The following is a 21,518-nucleotide window of genomic DNA, read 5'->3' as shown; positions in this document are numbered from 1 at the left end:
AGGTTCGTAGTGAGCGCTAAAGCGCTCAAATTAAGGACTAAAGTCCTGACTACGAACTTATTCTGCATCATCATCAATCACTGCACTGCGATCGAGTAATAGTAAGTTGCGAAGTTGGTCTGTATCCATTTCAGTCAACCACTCTTCACCAGCACCCACAACTTGTTCAGCCAATTGTTTCTTACTTTCAATCATGTCATGAATTTTTTCTTCCAAAGTGCCAGTGCAAACAAATTTATGTACTTGCACATTTCGGGTTTGACCAATCCGAAATACTCGGTCTGTGGCTTGATTTTCTACGGCTGGATTCCACCATCTATCAAAGTGGAATACATGATTTGCTCGTGTTAAATTTAGTCCTACTCCACCCGCTTTCAGAGAAAGAATCATAATCGGTGGCCCTTGAGGATCGTGTTGGAAACGGTCGATCATTTCCTCACGTTGTTTTTTACTGGTGCTGCCATATAAAAAGAATATTTCTCGCCCTAGCTGTTTTTCTAAATAGGGTTTAAGTAATTTACCCCACTCAGCAAATTGTGTGAAGATTAAAGCGCGATCGCCTTCTGCTAAAACTTCTTCTAACATTTCTTCTAGCCGCAGAAGTTTGGCTGAATTATGTTGCTCTAATGTCGCTTGTTTCAAGTATTGGGCTGGGTGATTGCAGATTTGTTTGAGTTTGATTAGTAAAGCCAAAATCATCCCTCGGCGTTGCAATCCTTCAGCAGATTCTATCTCGACTAAAGATTGTTCGACAACTTGTTGATAAAGTGCAGCTTGTTCACCAGTTAAACCGCAAAATACGGTCATTTCTTGCTTATCTGGTAAGTCTTGAATGATGTCGCGATCGCTTTTCAATCGCCGCAGTATAAATGGTTGAACTAATGAACGTAATTGAGTCAAAGAAGCCGTATCCCCATACTTTTCAATTGGCATGGCAAACCGCCTCTGGAAAAATTGCTTATTGCCTAAATACCCAGGATTGAGAAAATCTAAAATAGACCATAATTCTTGCAGTCTATTTTCTACTGGTGTCCCCGTTAACGCAATGCGAAATGTAGCTTCTAATTGCCGCACTGCTTTTGACTGCTTCGCCTCTGGATTTTTCACATTTTGGGCTTCATCTAAAACAATTATCTGCCAAGAGACACTTTGCAATGACTTAATATCTCGATGAAGCAGTGAGTAGCTAGTAACGATTAAATCGTGTTTTTTTACGGCTTCTAAAAACGCTTTTCCTTTTGGGCGTTTGTCACCGTGATATTGCAAAATTTTCAGGCTTGGTGCAAATTTATTGACTTCCCTTTCCCAGTTGCCTAAAACAGAAGTTGGACAAACTAATAGTGTTGGATTTTCTAATGCATCTTGTTCTTTCAAGTGCAGCAGAAAAGCAATGAATTGGACAGTGTTATGGCAAATAATATTGTTAGCGACAAAATTATGATGTTCGCTAACTTCAAAGTCATAAACCCATCCATCATAATCTATATCCTCTATTGATTCTATCCGGCAATAAAATACCTCTTGATCGAGAAGACATTGTAAAGACTGTCTTGTTAAGCTCAACTTTTCTACATCTAGGTTACTATATGCTGTCAGGGTTTGAGTTGTCCACTTGGAAGGTTTTAGTAGCTGATACTGTTCTTGGGCGTCTCCACTGATAATGCGGTTCATTCCAGCTATTACTCGCTGTAAGCTATCTCTAGAAAATTGCTGTGAACCATTAATGTAAACAGTGTTGTGCATCCCAAAATGCCGCAACGGTAGTCCCGTTGCTATGACTGTTTGGGCAACCATATCAGAAGCAGGAATTCCTTCAATATTTGTGTTGCTGACAAGTTGACAAATTTGTTCTAATTTGCTCTGTTTTTCTAAGTTATTAAAACCAATTTCTTGGATAAATCTGCGGGCAGAATTTCCTCCAATTACACCAATATAGTAGGTGCGTAAAGTACGAGTTCCATTAGTGGCACACTTCAGTTTGGGTGATATTCGCAACCAAATGCCGAAACGACGCAGCAGTGCAGAAAGTTGCTGAATCAGTAAAGCTGAAGCTGTAGCAATTTCAATACTCCCCATACTCAAAACAACAGCAGATTCAGCATCAAAATAATTTTGTAAAAATATCCGCACACTATCCAAATCTGCCTGCATAATGAAGGGCGGAATAGATTTTTCTGCCGATAGTTTACCCCAAACATAACCTTTAGCTTCTAAGAATCGGCGATAGGCTTGGCTGTTAACTCGAAGAGCAGAAACTCTATTAGGGAAGGTAGAGATATTAGGGCTGTTAATTTTGAGGTTATAGCGCTTTTGAATGCGTTGGCAAGTCTGGAGTAGATCCTCTAATACTCTGGTATCTTTTTGGGATATTGTGACTCTTCCCACATCTGCTAGTTCATGCCCTTCAGCAATCTGCCAAGCAATAAATTTGACTAAATCAGGGTCTTGTGGTTGTCCATTCCAGAGCGTTTTACCTGGGACACAAATGTAATCACCCACCTGTAAGTTATTTGTCCAACCTTTACTTGTTAGCAGCTTGTGACGATGAGTGATTGTGATATTGCTACCGTCTTCTAGCGTGATTTTTCGCAATTTTTCGCAGACTTGCTGCCTATACAACCGCCTGACATTAGCCTGGACAATTTTGCCAGTTTTTTCATCTATGGAATTAACTAGTAATTGCTCTGTGGGGTTAGCCCAAAATCCTTCGCCGTCAAACTCTGTTTCTTCAGCGTGAGTTGTCCAGATTGTCTCGGCTGTGTGTAACAGTCCATTTACATTTAGTAGAGTATCATTCGCTACGCATTTACCCAATCCCATATCGTCTGCGAGACACGCACCCAAGCCCCAACGTTCCAAGAAGGATAGCCAAGCAGCACCTCGTTCTTGATAGGGTCGCAACTGTCCTTTAAAGCCTGCTGGTGTCGGCAAAGGTGCGATCGCCTGATTATTATTTAACGCCCCAATCAACTCTTGCAATGCGCCAGATGCATCAAAGCTAACCACTGGTAATTTTTCAATCGCCTGAGTATCCCCTGTACTCAGACGCAAAGCATCTTCCAGGGAAAGCGCCATTTGGTCTTTGCGAGTGGTAAAAAATGTTTGGGCTGTCTTGATATCTTGGGGCCGCAATTCTACCCACTCACCGTTAATTTCCACTAGCGGACTATTTAAAGCCACAAGTTTATCAAACTCAGCTTTGGAAATAGTTTGTCCACCAATTGCTAATTGCCATTGGAAATTTAGTAGACTCTGTAACCCTAAACGTCCCTGCTTTCCTTTTGGGGTTTCGGCAGTAATTTTTAAACCCAAACGATTTGCCCATCCTTCACGGTTCGCTAAACTAGGAGGCAAAATTACTCCCAAACCACTGTCTTCCAGCCTCCAAGCTACAGCTTTGATAAACTCATAAGCTTGAATGGGGGTAAGATGAGAAGATTGGGGATATTCGGTTTCTAAGCTGGGTGCGTAGGCGCTTTGCGCCTTGTCGCCAGACATCGCTGGATATAATCGGGAAGCTACCCCCAAACCTCGCAAAAATGTTTCTTGTGGTTGCTCAATTGTGCGATTTTCATAAACCAATCGTTCAACTGGATTGTTCCAAATAGTTGCCGCATCCACCACAAACTCAGGATCGTCAGCCGCTTGTAAAAAATACGCCAATGTCCAATCTGTTTCGCCAGACTCTGGAGAACGCAGTTGAAAACAGGTACGAAATAGAGTTTTAAGAGTTAATTGGTATTGTAGCGGCATAGTCCAAGCCTTGAGTGCCGCTTCTAGTCGTTCCACTTCAAGTGCATCTGCATTAACAGTATGAGATGCACTAGTTAAGGCTTGCAACCACTGTCGCACCCCAGATGGTAAAGATGCGATTGCCTTAGCTTCAATTGGAGGTTGAGAACCCACCATTTCTCGCACTTGGGCATCTATTGTACTGTTAAGAAATCCCAAAAGTAATTCTTGAGGTTCGGCTGGGAAGTCTACATAAAATAGGGATTGGGGATTAGGGATTAGGGATTGGGAAAACTCTTCTCCAGTCCCCAGTCCCTCTTGATAAGTGCGACAAACCAACGGCATGGTTGCAGAAAATTTTTCTAGGCGGGTTCCATCTACTGCACTGTCTAAAAGCACTCGCCATTTGGCAGCAAATGCACCATCTGATTCTCGGTCAATTGTTGGTAAAAACTTACAGCGTGAGATTAAATCTAAACTCCAACGGGCAACTTGCGACCAAAAGCGTAAATCTCCACCTAAAAAGGCATCTTCCCCTTTCGCAGCATTTAAGGGAACAGCAGCGAGAAATTTTACTGCTTCAGTGGAGTTGAGACAAAAACCCTCAACTCGCCACGGTTGTAAATATTGTGGCGAGTCTGTATTTTCCCCCAAGCTGGCAGAATGTACAGGGAAAATCGCTGTTGTTCCTTCATCACTGCTTTCTGGAATATAAGTTGGTAAGGCAATGATTTGAGAGTGCGTTGGCAAACTGATTTCAGTGGCACTGGCGGCTTTGCGTGTTCGCCCAGTAGTTGCGATCGCTTTGCCTGCCGCAGGCATCGCAACTTGGGGTTTCTGGATGAAGTTGGTAATTGCCATATTCTGGGAACGCAACCACTCACTCAACTCAACTGATGTCATTGCCAATGGATGTAGTGCTATCTCTCCAGATCCACTAGACTCAAAATTTACTCGTGGCGATCGCCAAGTTTCCCCCCAAATAAATAAACTACCATTTTGATTTTCTAGTAACCAATTACAGTGTAAAATCGCCATTTGCTAACTACTCAGATTTTCCCAAAACTCTAAAATTAAAATCACAATTATTCTACTTTTTGCATCTTCTCAAGAAGATTTATTGGACAAGTTTCTCATATAATAAATATTTAAGTAAATATTCCACATAAACATTGTTAATAATGAATTTTCCCCTAATTAAAGTCTTAAAAAACGGGATGTTAGTGGAACTGGATTATATGCATTCTCAAGAACAAGAGGTTGTAAGATCGTTACTCAATGTTGTAATTGTTGAAGGTAAAACCTATCCCCAAAAGCAACCTCTCTCTCCTACAGAATTTTCAGCTTACTGGTTAAGCAAGGATGCCTTTGTTGTCAGGACATCTGTTGTAGATGCTACACACAAGCCAAAAGAAATATTAGGGGCGTTTTATTTAAAGCCAAACTTTCCCGGTCGGTGTAGCCATATTTGCAACGCTGGTTTTATTGTACAACCTGGGTTACGCGGTCAGGGTTTAGGACGGTTCATGGGAGAGGCTATGCTTTCGATAGCAGCAAACCTGGGCTACGAAGCAGTGATGTTTAATTTGGTCTTTGAGACTAATATACCTTCAATTACACTTTGGCAATCGTTAGGATTTGAGATTATTGGGCGAATTGCGGGCGCGGCGAAGCTAGAGAATGGGCAGGTAGTAGACGCGCTAATCTTGTATCACACTTTGGGTTGAATGACTTGTCTATCTTTGTATGTACTAGAAGTCAGCTATATGGCATAAATGTTAGGATTGCCACAGAAAGAGAATAGCGAAAGAGAAGGAAAAAAAACTGAATGGCAGAAGTTGATAAGTCAATATCCTTCGATGGAAGGGATATTCGACTGAAAGTAGGCCTACTAGCTCCCCAGGCAGGTGGGTCGGTTTTGATAGAATCAGGGGACACATCCGTTTTAGTAACGGCTACGCGATCGCAAGCCAGAGAAGGCATCGATTTTCTTCCCCTTACTGTAGATTATGAAGAAAGGCTATATGCCGCTGGTAGGATTCCCGGCGGGATCATGCGGCGCGAAGGTCGTCCACCAGAAAAAACAATTCTCACCAGCCGTCTAATAGACCGTCCCATGCGTCCCTTATTCCCCTCATGGCTAAGGGATGACCTGCAAATTATTGCCTTAACGCTGTCGATGGACGAGTTAGTTCCACCCGATGTGTTAGCAGTTACAGGCGCTTCCATTGCTACCCTGATTGCCCAGATTCCTTTTAATGGGCCAATGGCAGCAGTGCGGGTTGGTTTAGTGGGAGATGATTTCATTATTAACCCCACTTATGCAGAAACCGAAGCTGGAGATTTGGATCTGATAGTAGCAGGTTCACCACATGGCGTGATCATGGTGGAAGCGGGAGCCAATCAGTTGCCAGAGCGAGATATTCTGGAAGCGATTGACTTTGGTTATGAAGCAGTGCGGGACTTAATCAAAGCGCAGCAAGATTTAATTGCAGAACTGGGTCTAGTAATAGTGCAAGAAGCACCACCAGAAGTAGACCAAACGCTAGAAAATTATATCCGCGATCGCGCCAACGGTCAGATTAAGAAAATTCTGTCTCAATTTAGTTTGACCAAACCCGAACGCGATGCAGCTTTAGATGTCGTCAAGGATGAAATTGCTGCGACGATTACTGAACTGTCAGAAGAAGATCCAATTCGAGTTGCCGCGACTGCAAATAAGAAGGCACTTGGTAACACTTTTAAAGATATTACCAAATACTTCATGCGGCGGCAAATCATCGAAGATAACGTCCGCGTTGATGGTCGTAAACTTGATCAAGTGCGTCCGGTTTCTTGCTTAGTTGATGTCTTACCAAAGCGAGTCCACGGTAGCGGTTTATTTAACCGAGAACTAACTCAGGTATTATCCACTTGTACTCTGGGTACACCTGGAGATGCTCAAAACCTCAACGATGACATGCAGCTAGATCAGCACAAGCGTTATCTGCATCATTACAACTTCCCGCCGTTCTCAGTCGGAGAAACCAAGCCAATGCGGGCCCCAGGAAGGCGGGAAATTGGTCATGGAGCATTGGCAGAACGAGCGTTAATACCTGTGCTACCGTCCAAAGAACAATTTCCCTACGTGATTCGCATCGTATCGGAAGTACTTTCCTCCAACGGTTCCACCTCAATGGGTTCAGTCTGCGGTTCCACCCTCGCCCTGATGGATGCTGGTGTACCAATTATCAAACCCGTCAGTGGCGCGGCAATGGGTCTGATTAAGGATGGCGACGAAGTGCGAATACTGACCGACATCCAAGGCATTGAAGACTTTTTGGGCGACATGGACTTCAAAGTTGCCGGCACGGATACCGGGATTACCGCCTTGCAAATGGATATGAAAATCTCCGGTTTGTCTTTGGACGTTATTTCCCAAGCCGTCCACCAAGCCAAGGCAGCCCGGTTGCACATTCTGGAGAAAATGCTCGCCTGCATTGACACACCACGGACTGAAACCTCACCTTATGCCCCACGTCTGTTAACAATCAAGATTGATTCAGACATGATTGGTTTGGTCATCGGGCCTGGAGGCAAGACTATTAAGGGGATCACAGAGGAAACTGGTGCAAAAATTGACATCGAAGATGACGGCACCGTGACAATTTCCGCAGTGGATGAGAACAAGGCGAAGAGAGCCAGAAATATCATCCAAGGCATGACCCGCAAGTTGCACGAAGGGGATGTCTATGCAGGACGCATTACTCGGATTATACCGATAGGTGCATTTGTGGAATTCTTGCCAGGAAAAGAAGGCATGATCCACATTTCTCAACTAGCTGACTACCGCGTTGGCAAAGTTGAGGATGAAGTAGCGGTGGGCGATGAAGTGATTATCAAAGTGCGTGAAATTGATAACAAAGGTCGGATTAATCTCACCCGCTTGGGTATTCACCCAGATCAAGCAACAGCAGCAAGAGAAGCAGCGGCGGTGAATCGGTAACTCGATTTGGGATTTTAGATTAGATTAAATCTAAAATCCGCGATGCCTATCGTGAAGGCATCGCCGTATGCTTCTCTAAATTGACTAATTACGAATTACGAATTATTTCAACGACTTTTCTAGTGTTTTTGGCTCAGGTACAGGTTGACCGTCAGCCAAAGATGATTCAATCAGCATTTCTAAAACTTCTTGAGCATTTTTGAAAGCTTCTTCGTAAGTATCTCCGTGAGTATGACAAAATTCTCCCCATTCAGGAAGATTCACAACAAAACACTCATCTTCATCAGACCATTGAATAATTATCGTATATTTCATTATTCTGAAACATAATTACGAATTACGAATTACGAATTATCAAGTAACTCTTGGGTAGCGTCTTCACTTTCTTTATCTGCTAGATAAGCTAAGAAGTCAGCAACCAGTTCCAGGTGTTCTGAAGACAATCCATCTAGATATTGGTTGATTTGTTGACGAACTTCTGTGTTGTTCATATTTTTAAAACTCTTTTACTTCTCTAATTGTGCCAACTTCTGTTGAGCAAACTCTCGCACTTGCTCATCTGGGTCATTCTCTGCTTTGTCGCGCAACAGTGGTAAAGTCTGGGGATGTTGAGGAAATTGCTTGATAATTATCTCTAGTGCTGTTTGACGCGGGTTTGTTTCAATATATTCATTTCCATATTCATCTTCAGTACGTTTAAATGGGTCGTTGAGTGCAATATCATGGAAAAACTCAAACATACTAGGATCAAAATTCTTCGCTGATAATAGTTTTGACAAGAAATCCAACCGTTTTTTGACCTATCCAGAGAGTGAACCACTCAACTATCATACTCACGCCTGCTAAGTGCTTGACTACGAGTATATACACCTGTCAGAGAATTCTTTCCAGATTTCTGGGTTTTTAGCTTAAGAGCGATGCTGGCTGAAGATTTGTTAAAAATAACTAATATACTGTGCATGGATATTAGGAGTAATTTTATGGTTCTACAAGTTAACCCCATCCAAAAAGAACCAATTGTTACTTGGGAAGCACTTCCAGCCGACTTCATTTTACCAGACGATCCAGTGGAAAATATTCAACAACCTGCGATCGCTGCTGCGCTTACCGATGCTTTGGGAAGCACAGCACGCATCCAACCTCAAATGCTGATTGGCTCTAATTTTGGGCTTGTAGCCACAGTCAACAAAAAAATCGTTGTCAAAGCCCCAGACTGGTTTTATGTCCCTCAAGTGCAGTCTGTAGGAACAAATGTAGTTCGTCGCAGCTATACCCCGAATTTAGAAGGCGCTGCTGTGGCTGTAGTGATGGAATTTCTCTCAGACACAGAAGGGGGAGAACTATCAGTCCGCTCAACTCCACCCTACGGTAAACTCTATTATTACGAAAAGATTCTCCAAGTTCCAACCTACGTAACCTACGACCCTTACGAACCAAGCATAGAAATACGATGTTTGCAAAATGGACAATATACTTTGCAGCAAGCAGACGCCAATGGACGCTTTTGGATTCCTGAGTTAGAGTTATTTCTCGGAATTTGGCAAGGTGAAAGATTATGCCAAACCATGAATTGGCTGCGCTGGTGGGATACAGAAGGAAATTTGCTGTTGTGGAGTAGTGAACAAGCTGAACAAGAACGCCAGCGTGCTGAACAAGAACGCCAACGTGCTGAACAAGAACGCCAACGTGCTGAACAGGAACGCCAACGTGCTGATATATTAGCAGCTAAGTTACGTGAGCTAGGTGTTCACCCTGATGCGACACCGATAGCGTAGCGGTAGCGAGTCCGCGAGCGTCATAGCCCATCGTAGACATCGCATAACCTAACAAATGCTGGGAATAATAATTTTGGTACATCAGCACCAAAATTCATTCCATGAAACAACAAAAAAATCAGTTCAGTCATCTTACTGCGATCGAAAGAAATTATCTATCATTTCCGGCACAGTTTTTGTTAAATCAAAACCTTCTCCAAGGCAAAATACTAGACTTTGGTTGTGGTCTTGGTAATGATGTTAAAATATTACGCCAAAAAGGCTGTGATATTACAGGCTATGACTCTTATTATTTTCCAGAATATCCTGATACTAAATTTGATACAATAATTTGCTTTTATGTTTTAAATGTTTTGTTTACTGAAGAACAAACTAACGTTCTTATGGAAGTATCGCATTTATTAAAACCAGGAGGCAAAGCTTATTATGCTGTAAGAAGGGATATCAAAAAAGAAGGATTTAGAGAACATTATATTCACAAAAAACCTACTTATCAGTGTATTGTCAAACTGCCCTTTACTTCAGTTTGTTTAGATGAGCATCGTGAGTTATATGAGTACCTTCACTATAACCATCAGCGAAATTCATCTAATTATTGTATATTCTGTAATCCCCATAAAAATCTCAAACTATTAACTGAATCAGCAACTGCTTATGCTATTTTTGATGGCTATCCTATAAGTAAAGGACATATTTTGATTATTCCCAAACGTCATGTTGGCAGTTATTTTGAACTACCATTTAAAGAACAATCTGCTTGCTGGTTCATGGTTAACAAAGTACAAGAAATTCTCAAAGCAGAATTTGAACCTGATGGCTTTAATATAGGAATGAACATCAATCGAGCCGCAGGTCAAAATATTATGCACGCCAGTATTCATATTATCCCTCGTTACAAAGGTGATACTGTTGGCTCTAAAAGTGGAATCAGGAACGTTATTCCTAAAAAGCAATAGTTTTTTACTGATAGCTTCCAGTGGCAAATCTTGATTTATGGCAAATGCATAAATCTGAAAAACCTGATTTTCAGTCTTGTTGAAAATATTGCAAAATATTTCAGTTAATCCAGATTATCTGGATCTATTCCCAGCGCTCTTAATTGTTCCGTCAATTGTTGCACCCGAAGTTCTGCTTGTTGAGCGCGTTGTGCTTCTTGTTGAGCGCGTTGTGCTTCTTGTTGAGCGCGTTGGGCTTCTTGTTGAGCGCGTTGTGCTTCTTGTTGAGCGCGTTGTGTCTCTTGTTGGGCGCGTTGTGTCTCTTGTTTTACTTGTTCTGCGGGCGTGAGATACCGTTGTCCTTGCTCATCATACCAATACATCCATTCCCGCGTTACGCCGCAATAGTTGCCCCTTTCGCAACCAATTCCTAAGCCAATTTCTGGTAGCCAAACAGGGTTTCCCTCTTGCAATTCATATTTACCATTAACTAACTTATGTACTTCCAGATGCGGTTTGCGGCGGCGACGAGAGGAATAAATTACGTAATAAAGTACACCCAAAGCCTCGTATTCATCCAACTTAGTAGTGTATTCCTTGCGATAATTTTGGGAAACTACTTCTAGGACGAAAATCGGTACAACATTTTCATCCCACAGCACATAACTGGGACGCAGTTCCTCATCATAAAACCGCTCTACCCCTAAGCTCAAAAATCCATCTGGCACAATTGGCGGTTTATCTGGGTGATAATAAATACCCATATCTATGCCAAACAACCAGTCCATGCGTTCTGACCAAAGTATCAGCAGGATCGCCTTCAGCAAGCCTGGTATTAATTCTTGCAGTTCATTATCCACAGGCGTTTCATCAGAGTCTGGTAGTTCCTCGGCTGAGGGCAAGTACCTTGGTAAGTTGTACTCTAACATGGCTGGTTTCCCCAAAACTCAAAGGATATTTGGCTCTATTTGGCTCACCAGAATTATAGCGATTTATCTGCTAGCGATGTCTTCGCAGAAATTCAGTCGTTAGTGCATATTTTTGTTCTAGGGACTTCCAAATAAAAAAATACTCAACTACTTCTTGTGGGTGGGCAACATGAGCGCCCTTGTATATCGGCGCTCATGTTGCCCACCCCACAAGATTGGGTAATTTATTTGTTGGAAGTCCCTTACCTAACTTGCTCGCACACGATAAATAATCATCTTGACCTTTTTGATTATTTTATGGCCAAAGTCACAAGAACGATTTGGATTCAAGTTGCGATCGCTCGCCCATTACCATGATGTACTAAGGCTGCCGTTCCATGTTCTGAAGCACGTAACTCCTTGTCAGAGATTTGTGGCTCCTTGCTATAGACCGAACTTAGTAAGATATTCAGAACTCCACTTGTTTCAGCTTGACTGACGGCGCGATGTGTAATCAATTCACCTACATTCAATATCACGTTGTCTTCTGGATCGAGAATGACACGGGTAACTGGACGACCCAATGCTTGTTCAATCCGTTGATTTTTCATTGCCCGTCTGCTGCGTCCTTGTAACTTTTCTGCCTTTGCTTTCAAGGCTTGCCAGAAAGTGTTGAGATTCTCTTGAGCGATGCTTGCTCGATCGCCCAGTTGAACTTTGTTTTCTAACCATCTGTCACTCACGGTAGAACGGACTGCTGTTGCCAGATTCAGCCCGACAGCGTTCAGCAATTCTATTTCTTTAGCGTAAATCTGAGCGCGATCGAGAAGGGATTCTGTCACAATCTGCCCAGATGCCGCAATAATTAAGCCATCGTCAGTACGCACTGTTCGCAAGACTCTGCGCCCTCTTGCCTGCTGGATCGCTACATTTACATTTGCTGCCAAGGAATCAACTGAGTGACGCAGACTCGCGGCGCTGCTCTGAGTTACGCTCCCAATTCGATTGCCAACAGATTCTGTTGCTGCTTGTAAATTGCGGCTGATGTTGGCAGTCAGACTGCCACCCGTGGCTCGATAGAGTTCATCAAGGATACCCAGGCGATCGGCCGCTTCTGCATTGACTAGGGTGACTTCTTGACCCTTTAGTAGCAGTACATTCCCATCTGGAGTCAGCACATCCCGCTCGACACACTTGCCAATCACATATACCTTTTGTTCGGCAGGATCGACCAAATTGTTGGTCAGGGAGGCAGTTGCATCTCGATTGAAGTCTTGTAGTTTGCTGCCAGTAGCATCAGTTGCGGCTTGCAATTGCTCACCTGCATTCTGGCTTGCTGAGTGTAGCCCGCGGTTCACTTTCTCTACCGAGCTTTGCAGTTGCTCATTCACAGTTTGAGCTGCTGTTTGCAGTCTGCGGTTGGTAGTCTGGGCCGAGTCCTGCAATTTATCTCCAGTTGCCTGAACGGCTCCTCGGATACCACCAACCTGTTCTTCCATCAGTTGAGCAGTTTCTGGAGGTACAAAAGCAACATCATCACCAATTTTCAGTGTTTCGCTAGCAGGAACGAACGATCGCCCCGAATACGCATCGGCAAATACACCGCCAGAAACTTCATATCCTTCCACCAGTCCACTATGCTCATCAAAGAACAAATCGACCAATCCACCGAGGTCGAGTCCCTCTGTAGTGAGAATTCTCTTTTTTCTCAACACGATATTCTGGTGCAGAATCTCTTTAATTACAGGGACACGATGTGCCTTCACAACAGATTCTTTCGAGTTAACTACGATCGCATCTGACCCGATGGCTTGTACCTCTTGTAGAGGAATCACTTTTGCGTCTCGAAACAGTCCCTTCTCTGCAACTAGAAAACCCAAAAGTTGATTGCGTTCCCGATCAAAAATTAAATCTATAATTCGGACAATTTTCTTACCTGTGTCGTAGGTGACGACCACTTTATCGATAATATCACTACCTTTAAGCATTATATATATCCCTGATATTTTTATTGATTTGGTTGTTGAATCATTTGTTCGTTAGTCGCCTGAAACTTCAGCTGAAAATATCGTCCCTCTCGTCCAAAACCGGGTACTATATCAATCACACCAAAGTATTCGGAAAGTACCCCAAATATGGCGAGCAGAATGATTAAGCTGGTGATATTTGCTCCAGTATTAGAGCGTTGTCCTACAAGTCTAGGCATTTGTTATTTTATTTGTTGTTGTTTTTTATGGCTAACCTTACTGAAAAAATTATACAAGATTATTGACATATTTTTATCTGCAATATGCCTTGATTAAGTTTAATCTTTAGGAATAAAAAAGTCAGGATTACTATTTCCAAAGATAGATACGATCCTGTTTGATTTCAAGCTTTTGGAACTAAATATGTTTAGTTTTAGGTTCAATATTATTGAATGACTTAAAAGATGATTTTAGTTAATTGAGCTTTATTCATCTTCAAGAGAACATCAAACTTTCCAGAAAGCTTTCACGACTTCCTTAGACTCTTAAAAAAATATTTTATGGTAAGATGGGGGTTTTACCAGAAAGCTAACTCTGGTAATATGCGATACCAAGAAATCAAAAGCCGATCGGTTGGTAAATTTAAACGCCTGTTTGGGATAAAAGTTGCAATATTTTGCTTTGACTAAGGGATACCACTTGTGGTATTCAGAAATAGCCAAGATTTGATAGATATAATAGTTACTCGCTCGTTTTGTGGTTGTCTATAGCATTGCCCGATCTAAAGTTGCAGCCCAGTCAAGAATACAGGCATTTTTACCCCACTCAGAAAGTTGCTTAAGCTGATAAAATTTTGGTAACTCTTAACTATTAATAAATATATCGGTGCTTAGTGCTATTCATGCTTTATATTTAGCGACAGGATGATGCAAATAGCCACTCACCTTCAAATACTTAGGAGGCAGTATCCACCAGAAGCAACTCATGCTTTGATACCACCACCAGATAGTGTAAGTTAAGGTTAAGTCGATATTCAAACGAATAATTTTTGCTGAATTGCGACAGATAAAGACTAAACTAAAAAGTCTTGTGCAGCAAAACCTGTAGCTTTAAATGAAGTAATCATGTCTAAGGTTCTTGTCTCCGATTCGATTGACCAAGCTGGAATTGACATTCTTTCGCAAGTTGCAACCGTTGATGTCAAATTAGGTCTAAAACCAGCGGAACTGATCGCAATTATTGGTGAGTATGACGCGCTGATGATTCGCTCTGGTACGCGCGTCACTCAAGAAATCATTGATGCCGGCACCCAGCTAAAAATCATCGGTCGTGCGGGTGTGGGTGTGGATAATGTGGATGTTCCCGCTGCCACACGCCGGGGAATCGTAGTAGTCAATTCTCCAGAGGGAAATACCATTGCTGCGGCTGAACACGCGCTAGCAATGATTTTGGCTTTGTCTCGCCACATCCCCGATGCTAACGCTTCGGTGAAACGCGGTGCGTGGGATCGCAATAGCTTTGTTGGCGCGGAAGTCTACAAAAAAACTCTCGGCGTTGTCGGTTTGGGTAAAATTGGCTCTCATGTTGCGGCTGTAGCTAAAACAATGGGGATGAAACTCCTAGCTTATGACCCATTTATTTCTACAGAACGAGCCGAACAAATTGGCTGTCAGTTAGTGGAGCTAGATTTACTCTTCCAGCAAGCAGACTATATCACCCTCCACATCCCGAAAACCCCAGAAACTACCCACTTAATCAATGCCACAACTTTGGCAAAGATGAAACCTACAGCCCGGATTATCAACTGCGCTCGTGGTGGGATTATTGATGAAGTAGCTTTAGCAGCAGCTCTGAAAGCTGGTAAAATCGGGGGTGCAGCCTTGGATGTGTTCGAGTCAGAACCACTGGGTGAATCGGAATTGCGATCGCTAGGTAAGGAAGTTATCCTCACCCCCCACTTGGGAGCCTCAACCGCAGAAGCTCAAGTGAATGTGGCTATTGATGTTGCCGAACAAATTCGTGATGTACTTTTAGGACTACCAGCGCGTTCAGCCGTCAACATTCCCGGACTCGGCCCCGATGTGTTGGAAGAACTCAAACCTTATATGCAACTAGCAGAAACTCTCGGTAATCTGGTGGGGCAGCTAGCTGGCGGACGGGTGGAAGTACTCAATATTCGACTACAAGGGGAACTCGCAACTAACAAAAGTCAGCCTTTGATAGTCGCTGCCCTGAAAGGTTTACTTTACCAAGCTTTGCGGGAACGAGTAAATTACGTAAATGCCAGCATAGAAGCCAAAGAACGCGGAATTCGGGTGATTGAAACCCGCGATGCTTCCATTCGAGACTATGCCGGCACACTGCATCTAGAAGCCACGGGTACTTTAGGTACTCATTCTGTCACAGGTGCTTTGTTGGGTGAGCGGGAAATCCACCTCACCGACGTTGATGGTTTCCCAATTAACGTCCCACCCAGCAAATATATGTTGTTTACCCTGCACCGCGATATGCCGGGGATCATCGGCAAACTTGGTTCTCTACTCGGCAGTTTTAACGTGAATATTGCCAGTATGCAAGTCGGTCGTAAAATCGTCCGTGGTGATGCCGTCATGGCTCTGAGTATAGATGACCCTTTACCAGAGGGCATTTTGGATGAAATTATAAAAGTCCCTGGTATTCGGGACGCGTATACAGTAACACTATGAGTGCTGAGTGCTGAGTAACGAGTGCTGAGTCAAGAAAAGTTAGGAGTTAAAAGTTAAAAACTCCTAACTCCTAACTCCTAACTCCTAACTCCCTCAAACTCAGCACTCACCACTCACCACGGGCTGAACGCCCCGCTAGCGCTAACAGCACTCAAAAATGGCAAACACCTGGTGGGAACTGAATATTTTATGTGAGCCAGACCTAGAAGAATCGATCTTTTGGCGACTGGAAGATTTTGGCTGTCGTGGTACAGCTAGTGAAAACAAAGGAAATTCATCTTTAGTAAAGGCTTATCTGCCGACAATTCAAACGCAGCTGCTAGATTTGGCTGCGCTGTCACTGTGGCTGCGTCAAGATGCTCTTTGTGTAGGAGTTCCATCTCCCTCCCTGCAATGGCAGTTAATTGATGAGGAAGATTGGGCAACTAGCTGGAAACAATATTGGCATCCGCAGGAAATAGGCGATCGCTTCCTAATCAACCCCGCGTGGCTACCATTACCAGAAACAACAGAACGGTTAGTAATTCGCCTCGATCCTGGTGTAGCATTTGGTACGGGCAACCATGCCACTACTCAGCTATGTTTGGAATCGCTGGAAATGCGGCTGAGTGGAGTTTCGCAGTCGTTTGTGGGTAATAGTGGCAAACATGAACATCTAGTAATTGCGGATATTGGCTGTGGTTCAGGTATCCTTTCCATTGGGGCGCTGCTACTGGGTGCAGAGAAAGTTTATGCAGTCGATAATGACCCTTTGGCGGTGCAATCAACTATCAGTAATGGTGCGCTGAACGATATTAATCCAGAACGTTTACTACCAGCACTGGGAAGTGTAGACGTTTTGACAAAACTGCTTGAAAATCCAGTGGATGGTATTGTTTGCAATATTTTGGCTCATGTAATTATTGAATTAATTCCAGAAATGAGTGCGATCGCTAAACCTGAAACTTGGGCGATCTTCAGTGGAATTTTACTAGAACAATCTAAAGCTGTTGCTGACGCTTTAGAAGAAAATGGTTGGGTTGTCGCTACCCTGTGGAAACGCAAAGAATGGTGTTGCTTAAATGTACGGCGTTCTTAACCCAGTAGATACGAGTAGTAGGGGCGCAAGGCCTTGCGCATTGGTGTCAACTTAAGTTCAAACGATTATCCCACAGGCATTTTACCCCACCCCTCAATCCCCTCCCCGCTCTTCGGGAGGGGAGGTTTTGGCTTTAGACAAAACCGGGGTGGGGTGGCGCGGATCGTGATGGTAAGTGAGTGGACTCAATATCATTCCTTGGTAAGGGTTTCGCGTTAAGTTGACACGTATAGTCCTTGCGCCCCTACAAATCTAGAAATAATTTGGGATAATTTATTTTTTGCAAGTCCTTAAGATGGTAGCTGGATTTTTGCCAAGCTGCATTAGAAATTTGAGTCAGACGCAACTAGACAAAGTGGATGATGAAATTTAAGAGTATTCGACTTAAGTATAAATAATCAAGCAATTTTTAAGTGACATAATATATAGATTACCCACTATTGACTTTTAAAACTAGCGATGAAAGAACGGCTACAAATTCACAAAAAAGCTGACTCATCCGCTTATTCGTCAAAGCAAAGTCAGTTGCAATCGCATTTATTAAATACTCACTCTAAACTTGGCTCCAACAAGCCTATAGTACAGGCAAAGGTAGAAAATCAGAAATTTCAACAATATCAGTTTGAGGCAACGAAACTCCAAATACAAGCCAAGCATGGCACGATCACGCCAGAGGGACAAGAGCGACTCACTGTCTTGCAAACAAAGATGAATAAGTCTTTACAGCAAGGCAAGGAACACTCTTCGCAGTTTGGTCATAGCCTGAGCAAAATGGCGATAAAACGTTCTGATAGCGTGTCAATAAGAGAAATACAGCCAAAACTGACTATTGGTCAATCAGGAGATCGATATGAGCAAGAGGCGGATAGTGTCGCTACTTCTGTAGTCAACCAAATTAATAGAGCTGCTTTGGAAAACCAAGACGCAGGCGTTAAAAACGAACAAGGAAAGTCTGAAGAAATATTAGCAGTAAATAACTCAGCAGATAAAAAACAAAAATTTTTACAAGAATATTCGCTAGCCAAAACACTAGTCAATGGTATAGATGACACATTACCACAAGATAAAATACTGGAACAACTTTTCAAAAACTTTGTAAATATCCAATTTCAATACACAATGGTGAGTAAGAGTCCAGAAACGCTCTTAAAAGGCTCTCCAGAAGGAGATTGTCAGACATTAGCTCGTACTTTTAAAAAAGTTGCAGAAGAATATTTTGGGATTGAAAAAATAACAATTGAAAGTATCGCTAAACCTTTTTTGAGTGAAGCTGGAGTAACCCCATACCAAGGGAAAAAGCCTAACTGTGATGACGGGAAACGATGGTTCTTCCAAAACCATTATTGGGCTAGCTGGAATGGGAAAATTTATGATGTTTTATTCCTCAGCAATAAACGAACCGAAGCTGATATGGCAAAACAGGTGCAACCACTCACATCAATGTTGATGCCTGAACAAGAGTACTATGAAACAGAAAAAGGAAAAATTGTATATCCCATTGTCAATAAATACTCCACTGTGGAGGTTTCGATTTTTGAAAAACTGAAAAACTTTGTTAATAATCTCGGTCAGTTTTTCTCCAATAGTATGAGTGCGATAATCAATAAAATTCGGTCTTTATTTGCCCAAAGCGGAAACAATACCAGTGGTTTTGATTCTCTAATGAGAGAACTTGAACACGACAAAAATAATAGTGCGATCGCAAACAAATAAAATCAATCATTTTCAGACCTTGATGGTATCGTTAATTTAGTGCGATCGCTATTTTCGGTTTTAGACACAACGGTAGGAAATGATGAAGAATCAAGATATCCAGAATCAATCCTCCAGCGCCCCCATGACTACCATTAACGAACAGCTCCTTGCTGCGATCGAAACCGCTCCAGAATCGATTTTAGAGCAAACCCTTGACTATCTCGAATACCTCAAAATTAGAAAAAATGCCTCTGGTATTAAACTAGAAGATAGCTCTATCCAAGATGGGGAAGCAACGCTGCGCCACTCCAAAGCTAAAGATTTGCTGAAATTTGCTAGTAACTGGCAAGGCGATGACTTCGAAAAATGTCTCCAGTTTGTTTGCAACACGCGTTCCGATGCTGAATTCTGATGTATCTGCTTGGCTTTCACCACTGCCCTGAATTATCTTCTTGTTGCAACCCAATTAACTGTCGCCGCTTCCAAGCGTAGTGAAGAATATTAATCCCTAATTCTTGAGCTGTACGAATGGTCAATCTGGGTAAACTCAAATCTCTATCCAGTCCCCAAGCAGTTGCTAAATCTCCAATTGCTAAAATAATTCCTCCACCAATTAACAGTTTTATCTGTTGTTGATTAACCATTGGCAATGCAGCAAATAAGAAAGGTTTTGTTCTTAAAGGATGACTCCGTTGCAATTCTTCTAAAGGTCTTAAAGGACTCTCTAACTGTTGTGCTAAGGCTTGAGTACTTTCAATCAAAGCATTAGCATTTGTTGGTGCATCAACTAGAAGCACACCACCTAAATTTAAGTAATTTTTTAGAGATTCAAATTCGAGACTATTTAAAGATATAGCCTGTCCACCTGTCAGATAAAGTATGTCATAGTCTTGGATATTTTCTCCTAAAGAAACCTGGCCTGGTTCATCAGCCCCTCGCAAACTTGGGTACAGCGGTTCTACTGCTTGTAATAAATATGAAAGGCTGAAAAAATTACGCGCACATTCAGGATCGCTATGAGTCGCCTGCGCCATACATACAAGTGCTTGAGGACGCATTTGTGCCTGACGACGATAACGCAAATCAATATTATTATATCCAGGGAAAAAAGCATCAGCAGGTTGGGTAATGTCAGTATGTCCTGGTTGTAGGAGTATTCGACATATTTCTATTTCTGAACTAGCTGGTGTAGAGTTTATTTGGTCAATTCGATAAGTTTCTTGAACAATATCTCTTTGCTGTCCGCGCCGCAATTCATCGGGGTCTACATAGCTAACTACTAAGTAAATCATGAGCGGTTCAGAACTTACTACTTCTAAATCAATGGGAAAATCATAAGAAGTCGGTACAACAATTAGATTACCTGCTAAATCAATTGCAATCCCAGGTTGAATTTGTACCCAACGTCCATCTCGATATCTAGCTTCAACTTGGCTTGGGGCGGTCACATCTCGCACGCCTAAACCGCAGACAATTCCTGGTTGATTTAAACTTTGATATTGAGCATTTTGCCGATTACGGTGATATTCATGGGCTGTGCGCCAACGTTCCGCATTGATTAGTAAGCCGTCTGCGGCTTGCAAGCGTTCAAAGGATTTAATTGGTGGTGGTGGGAAAGGATGAGACATAGCAATTTTAGATTTTAGATTTTAGATTAACTTTTACTTTATTATTAATTATTTAATTAGAGGGATTTTCGATAGATAATTCGTATGTACAAAAAGCAGGTTTTTCTTGTTCTATGATTCTTTGAATAAGTTCTTCGTTGATGATGCCACTAGAAATATTTGAACGTAAACGCACTATAAAATGATATGGCTGTCCACCTGCTAAAACTGCATTTCCTAGTTGTGCATCTCCTATAATGAAACTTGGCCCAAAAGGTTCTGTGATACTAATATGTTTATCAGCTTCATTCGTTAAATGTTCGTCTAGCGGTAAACCAGTATAAAGATGCAAGTAAAGACGCAATCCTTTACGAGTTCCTCGCCAGCGATAGAGTTCTACGGCTCGGCTAATTAAACGCCGTTGTTGCTGGAGATCCCAAACAGAATCTACTTGCCAAGCAACCCAATGCGCCATAAAGGGTAGTAATGCTTGTGGTGCTGTCAAGGGATCGAGGTTTGCCCACATGACGTTGTAACTATTAACTATTGGTTGAAAAGCTTGCTCAAATATCTTCATGAAGCGACCAATAAAGTCTACTTCCCGATACAAAATTGGCAAGAATTCCATGTAGGCAGTGTAGGGACGGATGTATAAATCGAAATACTCGCTTCTCTCGATTTGTTCGTTGTCCGTGCCTGAGTCTATGTGTAGAGTAATTAGGCTGCGAAAATTGAGTGTTAGTTTGTCTTTTTTTCCAGGAGCGATCGCTTCTTGGTCTTCAAAAAATGTGTCGGGAATTGAGAAGTAGAGGACAGCATCCATTTGTCCACGTGGCGGTATCTCACTGCCTTCTGTGCCAATCTGACACCACTGCGACGGGAAGTTTCCTTCAACGCTTAAGCTTACCCGCAAAGGACGCTGTTCTAAGTTTTGCACTTGCACAATCATCTCACTGGGATGTCCAGGATGCAAGAGCAAACTACGTCCAGCTACATCGATGTTTTCTGCATTTGCAAATGCTAAACCTGCCACAGGTAAAGCTTCAGGAATTTGCATTGGCGTTAATTGAATGCTTACAGCTGGACTAGAGCGACTTTGAACCATAGGATTGGGGACTGGGGATTGGGAAT

The 21,518-nt window shown here is 42.5% G+C and carries 17 protein-coding genes; 8 read left to right on the top strand and 9 right to left on the bottom strand.

Annotation, left to right across the window (positions count from 1 at the left end; genetic code table 11):
- Positions 1-57 precede the first annotated feature (57 nt).
- Positions 58-4,770 (bottom strand): SNF2-related protein, encoded by a 4,713-nt coding sequence (locus tag CDG76_RS21675; protein WP_094350982.1) that lies wholly within the window; start codon positions 4,768-4,770, stop codon positions 58-60.
- Between the two features lie 143 nt (positions 4,771-4,913).
- Here CDG76_RS21675 and CDG76_RS21670 point away from each other — a divergent pair, with 143 nt between their 5' ends.
- Together CDG76_RS21670 and CDG76_RS21665 are read left to right on the top strand one after the other, a co-directional pair.
- Positions 4,914-5,459 (top strand): GNAT family N-acetyltransferase, encoded by a 546-nt coding sequence (locus tag CDG76_RS21670; RefSeq protein WP_094350981.1) that lies wholly within the window; start codon positions 4,914-4,916, stop codon positions 5,457-5,459.
- Positions 5,460-5,560: 101 nt separating this feature from the next.
- Complete coding sequence (locus CDG76_RS21665) at positions 5,561-7,717, top strand: polyribonucleotide nucleotidyltransferase (RefSeq protein ID WP_094350980.1); 2,157 nt, start codon at positions 5,561-5,563, stop codon at positions 7,715-7,717.
- A gap of 102 nt (positions 7,718-7,819) precedes the next feature.
- Here CDG76_RS21665 and CDG76_RS21660 read toward each other — a convergent pair whose 3' ends face one another.
- Genes CDG76_RS21660 through CDG76_RS21655 form a run of 3 tightly spaced genes read right to left on the bottom strand, consistent with a single transcriptional unit; the run spans position 7,820 to position 8,496 of the window.
- Positions 7,820-8,032 carry a type II toxin-antitoxin system HicB family antitoxin gene (locus CDG76_RS21660; protein ID WP_094350979.1) on the bottom strand — a complete coding sequence of 71 codons (213 nt, stop codon included), beginning with the start codon at positions 8,030-8,032 and terminating at the stop codon, positions 7,820-7,822.
- Positions 8,033-8,061: 29 nt separating this feature from the next.
- On the bottom strand, positions 8,062-8,208 hold the full coding sequence (locus tag CDG76_RS37520) for a hypothetical protein (RefSeq protein WP_190240937.1): 147 nt from the start codon (positions 8,206-8,208) through the stop codon (positions 8,062-8,064).
- 15 nt (positions 8,209-8,223) lie between these two features.
- Entirely contained in the window at positions 8,224-8,496 is a 273-nt protein-coding gene (locus tag CDG76_RS21655) for a hypothetical protein (protein WP_190240927.1), read from the bottom strand.
- Positions 8,497-8,697: 201 nt separating this feature from the next.
- Between CDG76_RS21655 and CDG76_RS21650 the strand changes: the two genes are divergently transcribed.
- Together CDG76_RS21650 and CDG76_RS21645 are read left to right on the top strand one after the other, a co-directional pair.
- Positions 8,698-9,492: a Uma2 family endonuclease gene (locus CDG76_RS21650; protein ID WP_094350978.1), complete on the top strand. Its 795-nt coding sequence runs from the start codon at positions 8,698-8,700 to the stop codon at positions 9,490-9,492.
- A 101-nt stretch (positions 9,493-9,593) separates the two neighbouring features.
- Positions 9,594-10,448 (top strand): bifunctional class I SAM-dependent methyltransferase/HIT family protein, encoded by an 855-nt coding sequence (locus CDG76_RS21645; protein ID WP_094350977.1) that lies wholly within the window; start codon positions 9,594-9,596, stop codon positions 10,446-10,448.
- Positions 10,449-10,552: 104 nt separating this feature from the next.
- On the opposite strand, the gene CDG76_RS21640 is transcribed toward CDG76_RS21645, so the two are convergent.
- From CDG76_RS21640 to CDG76_RS21630, 3 genes are all read right to left on the bottom strand, one after another.
- Entirely contained in the window at positions 10,553-11,356 is an 804-nt protein-coding gene (locus tag CDG76_RS21640; RefSeq protein WP_094350976.1) for a Uma2 family endonuclease, read from the bottom strand.
- 326 nt (positions 11,357-11,682) lie between these two features.
- Positions 11,683-13,323 carry a PRC-barrel domain-containing protein gene (locus tag CDG76_RS21635; RefSeq protein WP_094350975.1) on the bottom strand — a complete coding sequence of 547 codons (1,641 nt, stop codon included), beginning with the start codon at positions 13,321-13,323 and terminating at the stop codon, positions 11,683-11,685.
- Positions 13,324-13,343: 20 nt separating this feature from the next.
- Complete coding sequence (locus CDG76_RS21630) at positions 13,344-13,541, bottom strand: hypothetical protein (protein ID WP_094350974.1); 198 nt, start codon at positions 13,539-13,541, stop codon at positions 13,344-13,346.
- An 885-nt stretch (positions 13,542-14,426) separates the two neighbouring features.
- On the opposite strand from CDG76_RS21630, the gene serA reads away from it, so the two are divergent.
- From serA to CDG76_RS21610, 4 genes are all read left to right on the top strand, one after another.
- Complete coding sequence (gene serA / locus CDG76_RS21625; RefSeq protein WP_094350973.1) at positions 14,427-16,007, top strand: phosphoglycerate dehydrogenase; 1,581 nt, start codon at positions 14,427-14,429, stop codon at positions 16,005-16,007.
- Positions 16,008-16,164: 157 nt separating this feature from the next.
- A complete protein-coding gene (gene prmA / locus CDG76_RS21620) occupies positions 16,165-17,085 on the top strand; it encodes a 50S ribosomal protein L11 methyltransferase (protein WP_094350972.1) in 921 nt (306 codons plus the stop codon).
- Positions 17,086-17,544: 459 nt separating this feature from the next.
- Positions 17,545-18,798 (top strand): hypothetical protein, encoded by a 1,254-nt coding sequence (locus CDG76_RS21615; RefSeq protein WP_094350971.1) that lies wholly within the window; start codon positions 17,545-17,547, stop codon positions 18,796-18,798.
- Positions 18,799-18,922: 124 nt separating this feature from the next.
- Positions 18,923-19,192: a hypothetical protein gene (locus CDG76_RS21610; protein ID WP_094351088.1), complete on the top strand. Its 270-nt coding sequence runs from the start codon at positions 18,923-18,925 to the stop codon at positions 19,190-19,192.
- A 16-nt stretch (positions 19,193-19,208) separates the two neighbouring features.
- Here the strand turns inward: CDG76_RS21610 and CDG76_RS21605 are convergent, their stop codons facing one another.
- Complete coding sequence (locus tag CDG76_RS21605; protein ID WP_094350970.1) at positions 19,209-20,408, bottom strand: DUF4159 domain-containing protein; 1,200 nt, start codon at positions 20,406-20,408, stop codon at positions 19,209-19,211.
- A 52-nt stretch (positions 20,409-20,460) separates the two neighbouring features.
- Positions 20,461-21,492 carry a phage tail protein gene (locus tag CDG76_RS21600; protein WP_094350969.1) on the bottom strand — a complete coding sequence of 344 codons (1,032 nt, stop codon included), beginning with the start codon at positions 21,490-21,492 and terminating at the stop codon, positions 20,461-20,463.
- Positions 21,493-21,518 lie beyond the last annotated feature (26 nt).

The organism is Nostoc sp. 'Peltigera membranacea cyanobiont' 210A (genome assembly GCF_002246015.1).
In the GTDB taxonomy this organism is placed as follows: Bacteria; Cyanobacteriota; Cyanobacteriia; order Cyanobacteriales; family Nostocaceae; genus Nostoc.
Note: the sequence above shows the minus strand (reverse complement) of the source record. Positions and strands in the feature narration are given on the sequence as shown.

Coding starts and splice junctions, on each gene's coding strand:
- CDG76_RS21675 (WP_094350982.1), bottom strand. CDS start 4,770: ATGGCGATTTTACACTGTAATTGGTTACTAGAAAATCAAAATGGTAGT.
- CDG76_RS21670 (WP_094350981.1), top strand. CDS start 4,914: ATGAATTTTCCCCTAATTAAAGTCTTAAAAAACGGGATGTTAGTGGAA.
- CDG76_RS21665 (WP_094350980.1), top strand. CDS start 5,561: ATGGCAGAAGTTGATAAGTCAATATCCTTCGATGGAAGGGATATTCGA.
- CDG76_RS21660 (WP_094350979.1), bottom strand. CDS start 8,032: ATGAAATATACGATAATTATTCAATGGTCTGATGAAGATGAGTGTTTT.
- CDG76_RS37520 (WP_190240937.1), bottom strand. CDS start 8,208: ATGAACAACACAGAAGTTCGTCAACAAATCAACCAATATCTAGATGGA.
- CDG76_RS21650 (WP_094350978.1), top strand. CDS start 8,698: ATGGTTCTACAAGTTAACCCCATCCAAAAAGAACCAATTGTTACTTGG.
- CDG76_RS21645 (WP_094350977.1), top strand. CDS start 9,594: ATGAAACAACAAAAAAATCAGTTCAGTCATCTTACTGCGATCGAAAGA.
- CDG76_RS21640 (WP_094350976.1), bottom strand. CDS start 11,356: ATGTTAGAGTACAACTTACCAAGGTACTTGCCCTCAGCCGAGGAACTA.
- CDG76_RS21635 (WP_094350975.1), bottom strand. CDS start 13,323: ATGCTTAAAGGTAGTGATATTATCGATAAAGTGGTCGTCACCTACGAC.
- CDG76_RS21630 (WP_094350974.1), bottom strand. CDS start 13,541: ATGCCTAGACTTGTAGGACAACGCTCTAATACTGGAGCAAATATCACC.
- serA (WP_094350973.1), top strand. CDS start 14,427: ATGTCTAAGGTTCTTGTCTCCGATTCGATTGACCAAGCTGGAATTGAC.
- prmA (WP_094350972.1), top strand. CDS start 16,165: ATGGCAAACACCTGGTGGGAACTGAATATTTTATGTGAGCCAGACCTA.
- CDG76_RS21615 (WP_094350971.1), top strand. CDS start 17,545: ATGAAAGAACGGCTACAAATTCACAAAAAAGCTGACTCATCCGCTTAT.
- CDG76_RS21610 (WP_094351088.1), top strand. CDS start 18,923: ATGACTACCATTAACGAACAGCTCCTTGCTGCGATCGAAACCGCTCCA.
- CDG76_RS21605 (WP_094350970.1), bottom strand. CDS start 20,408: ATGTCTCATCCTTTCCCACCACCACCAATTAAATCCTTTGAACGCTTG.
- CDG76_RS21600 (WP_094350969.1), bottom strand. CDS start 21,492: ATGGTTCAAAGTCGCTCTAGTCCAGCTGTAAGCATTCAATTAACGCCA.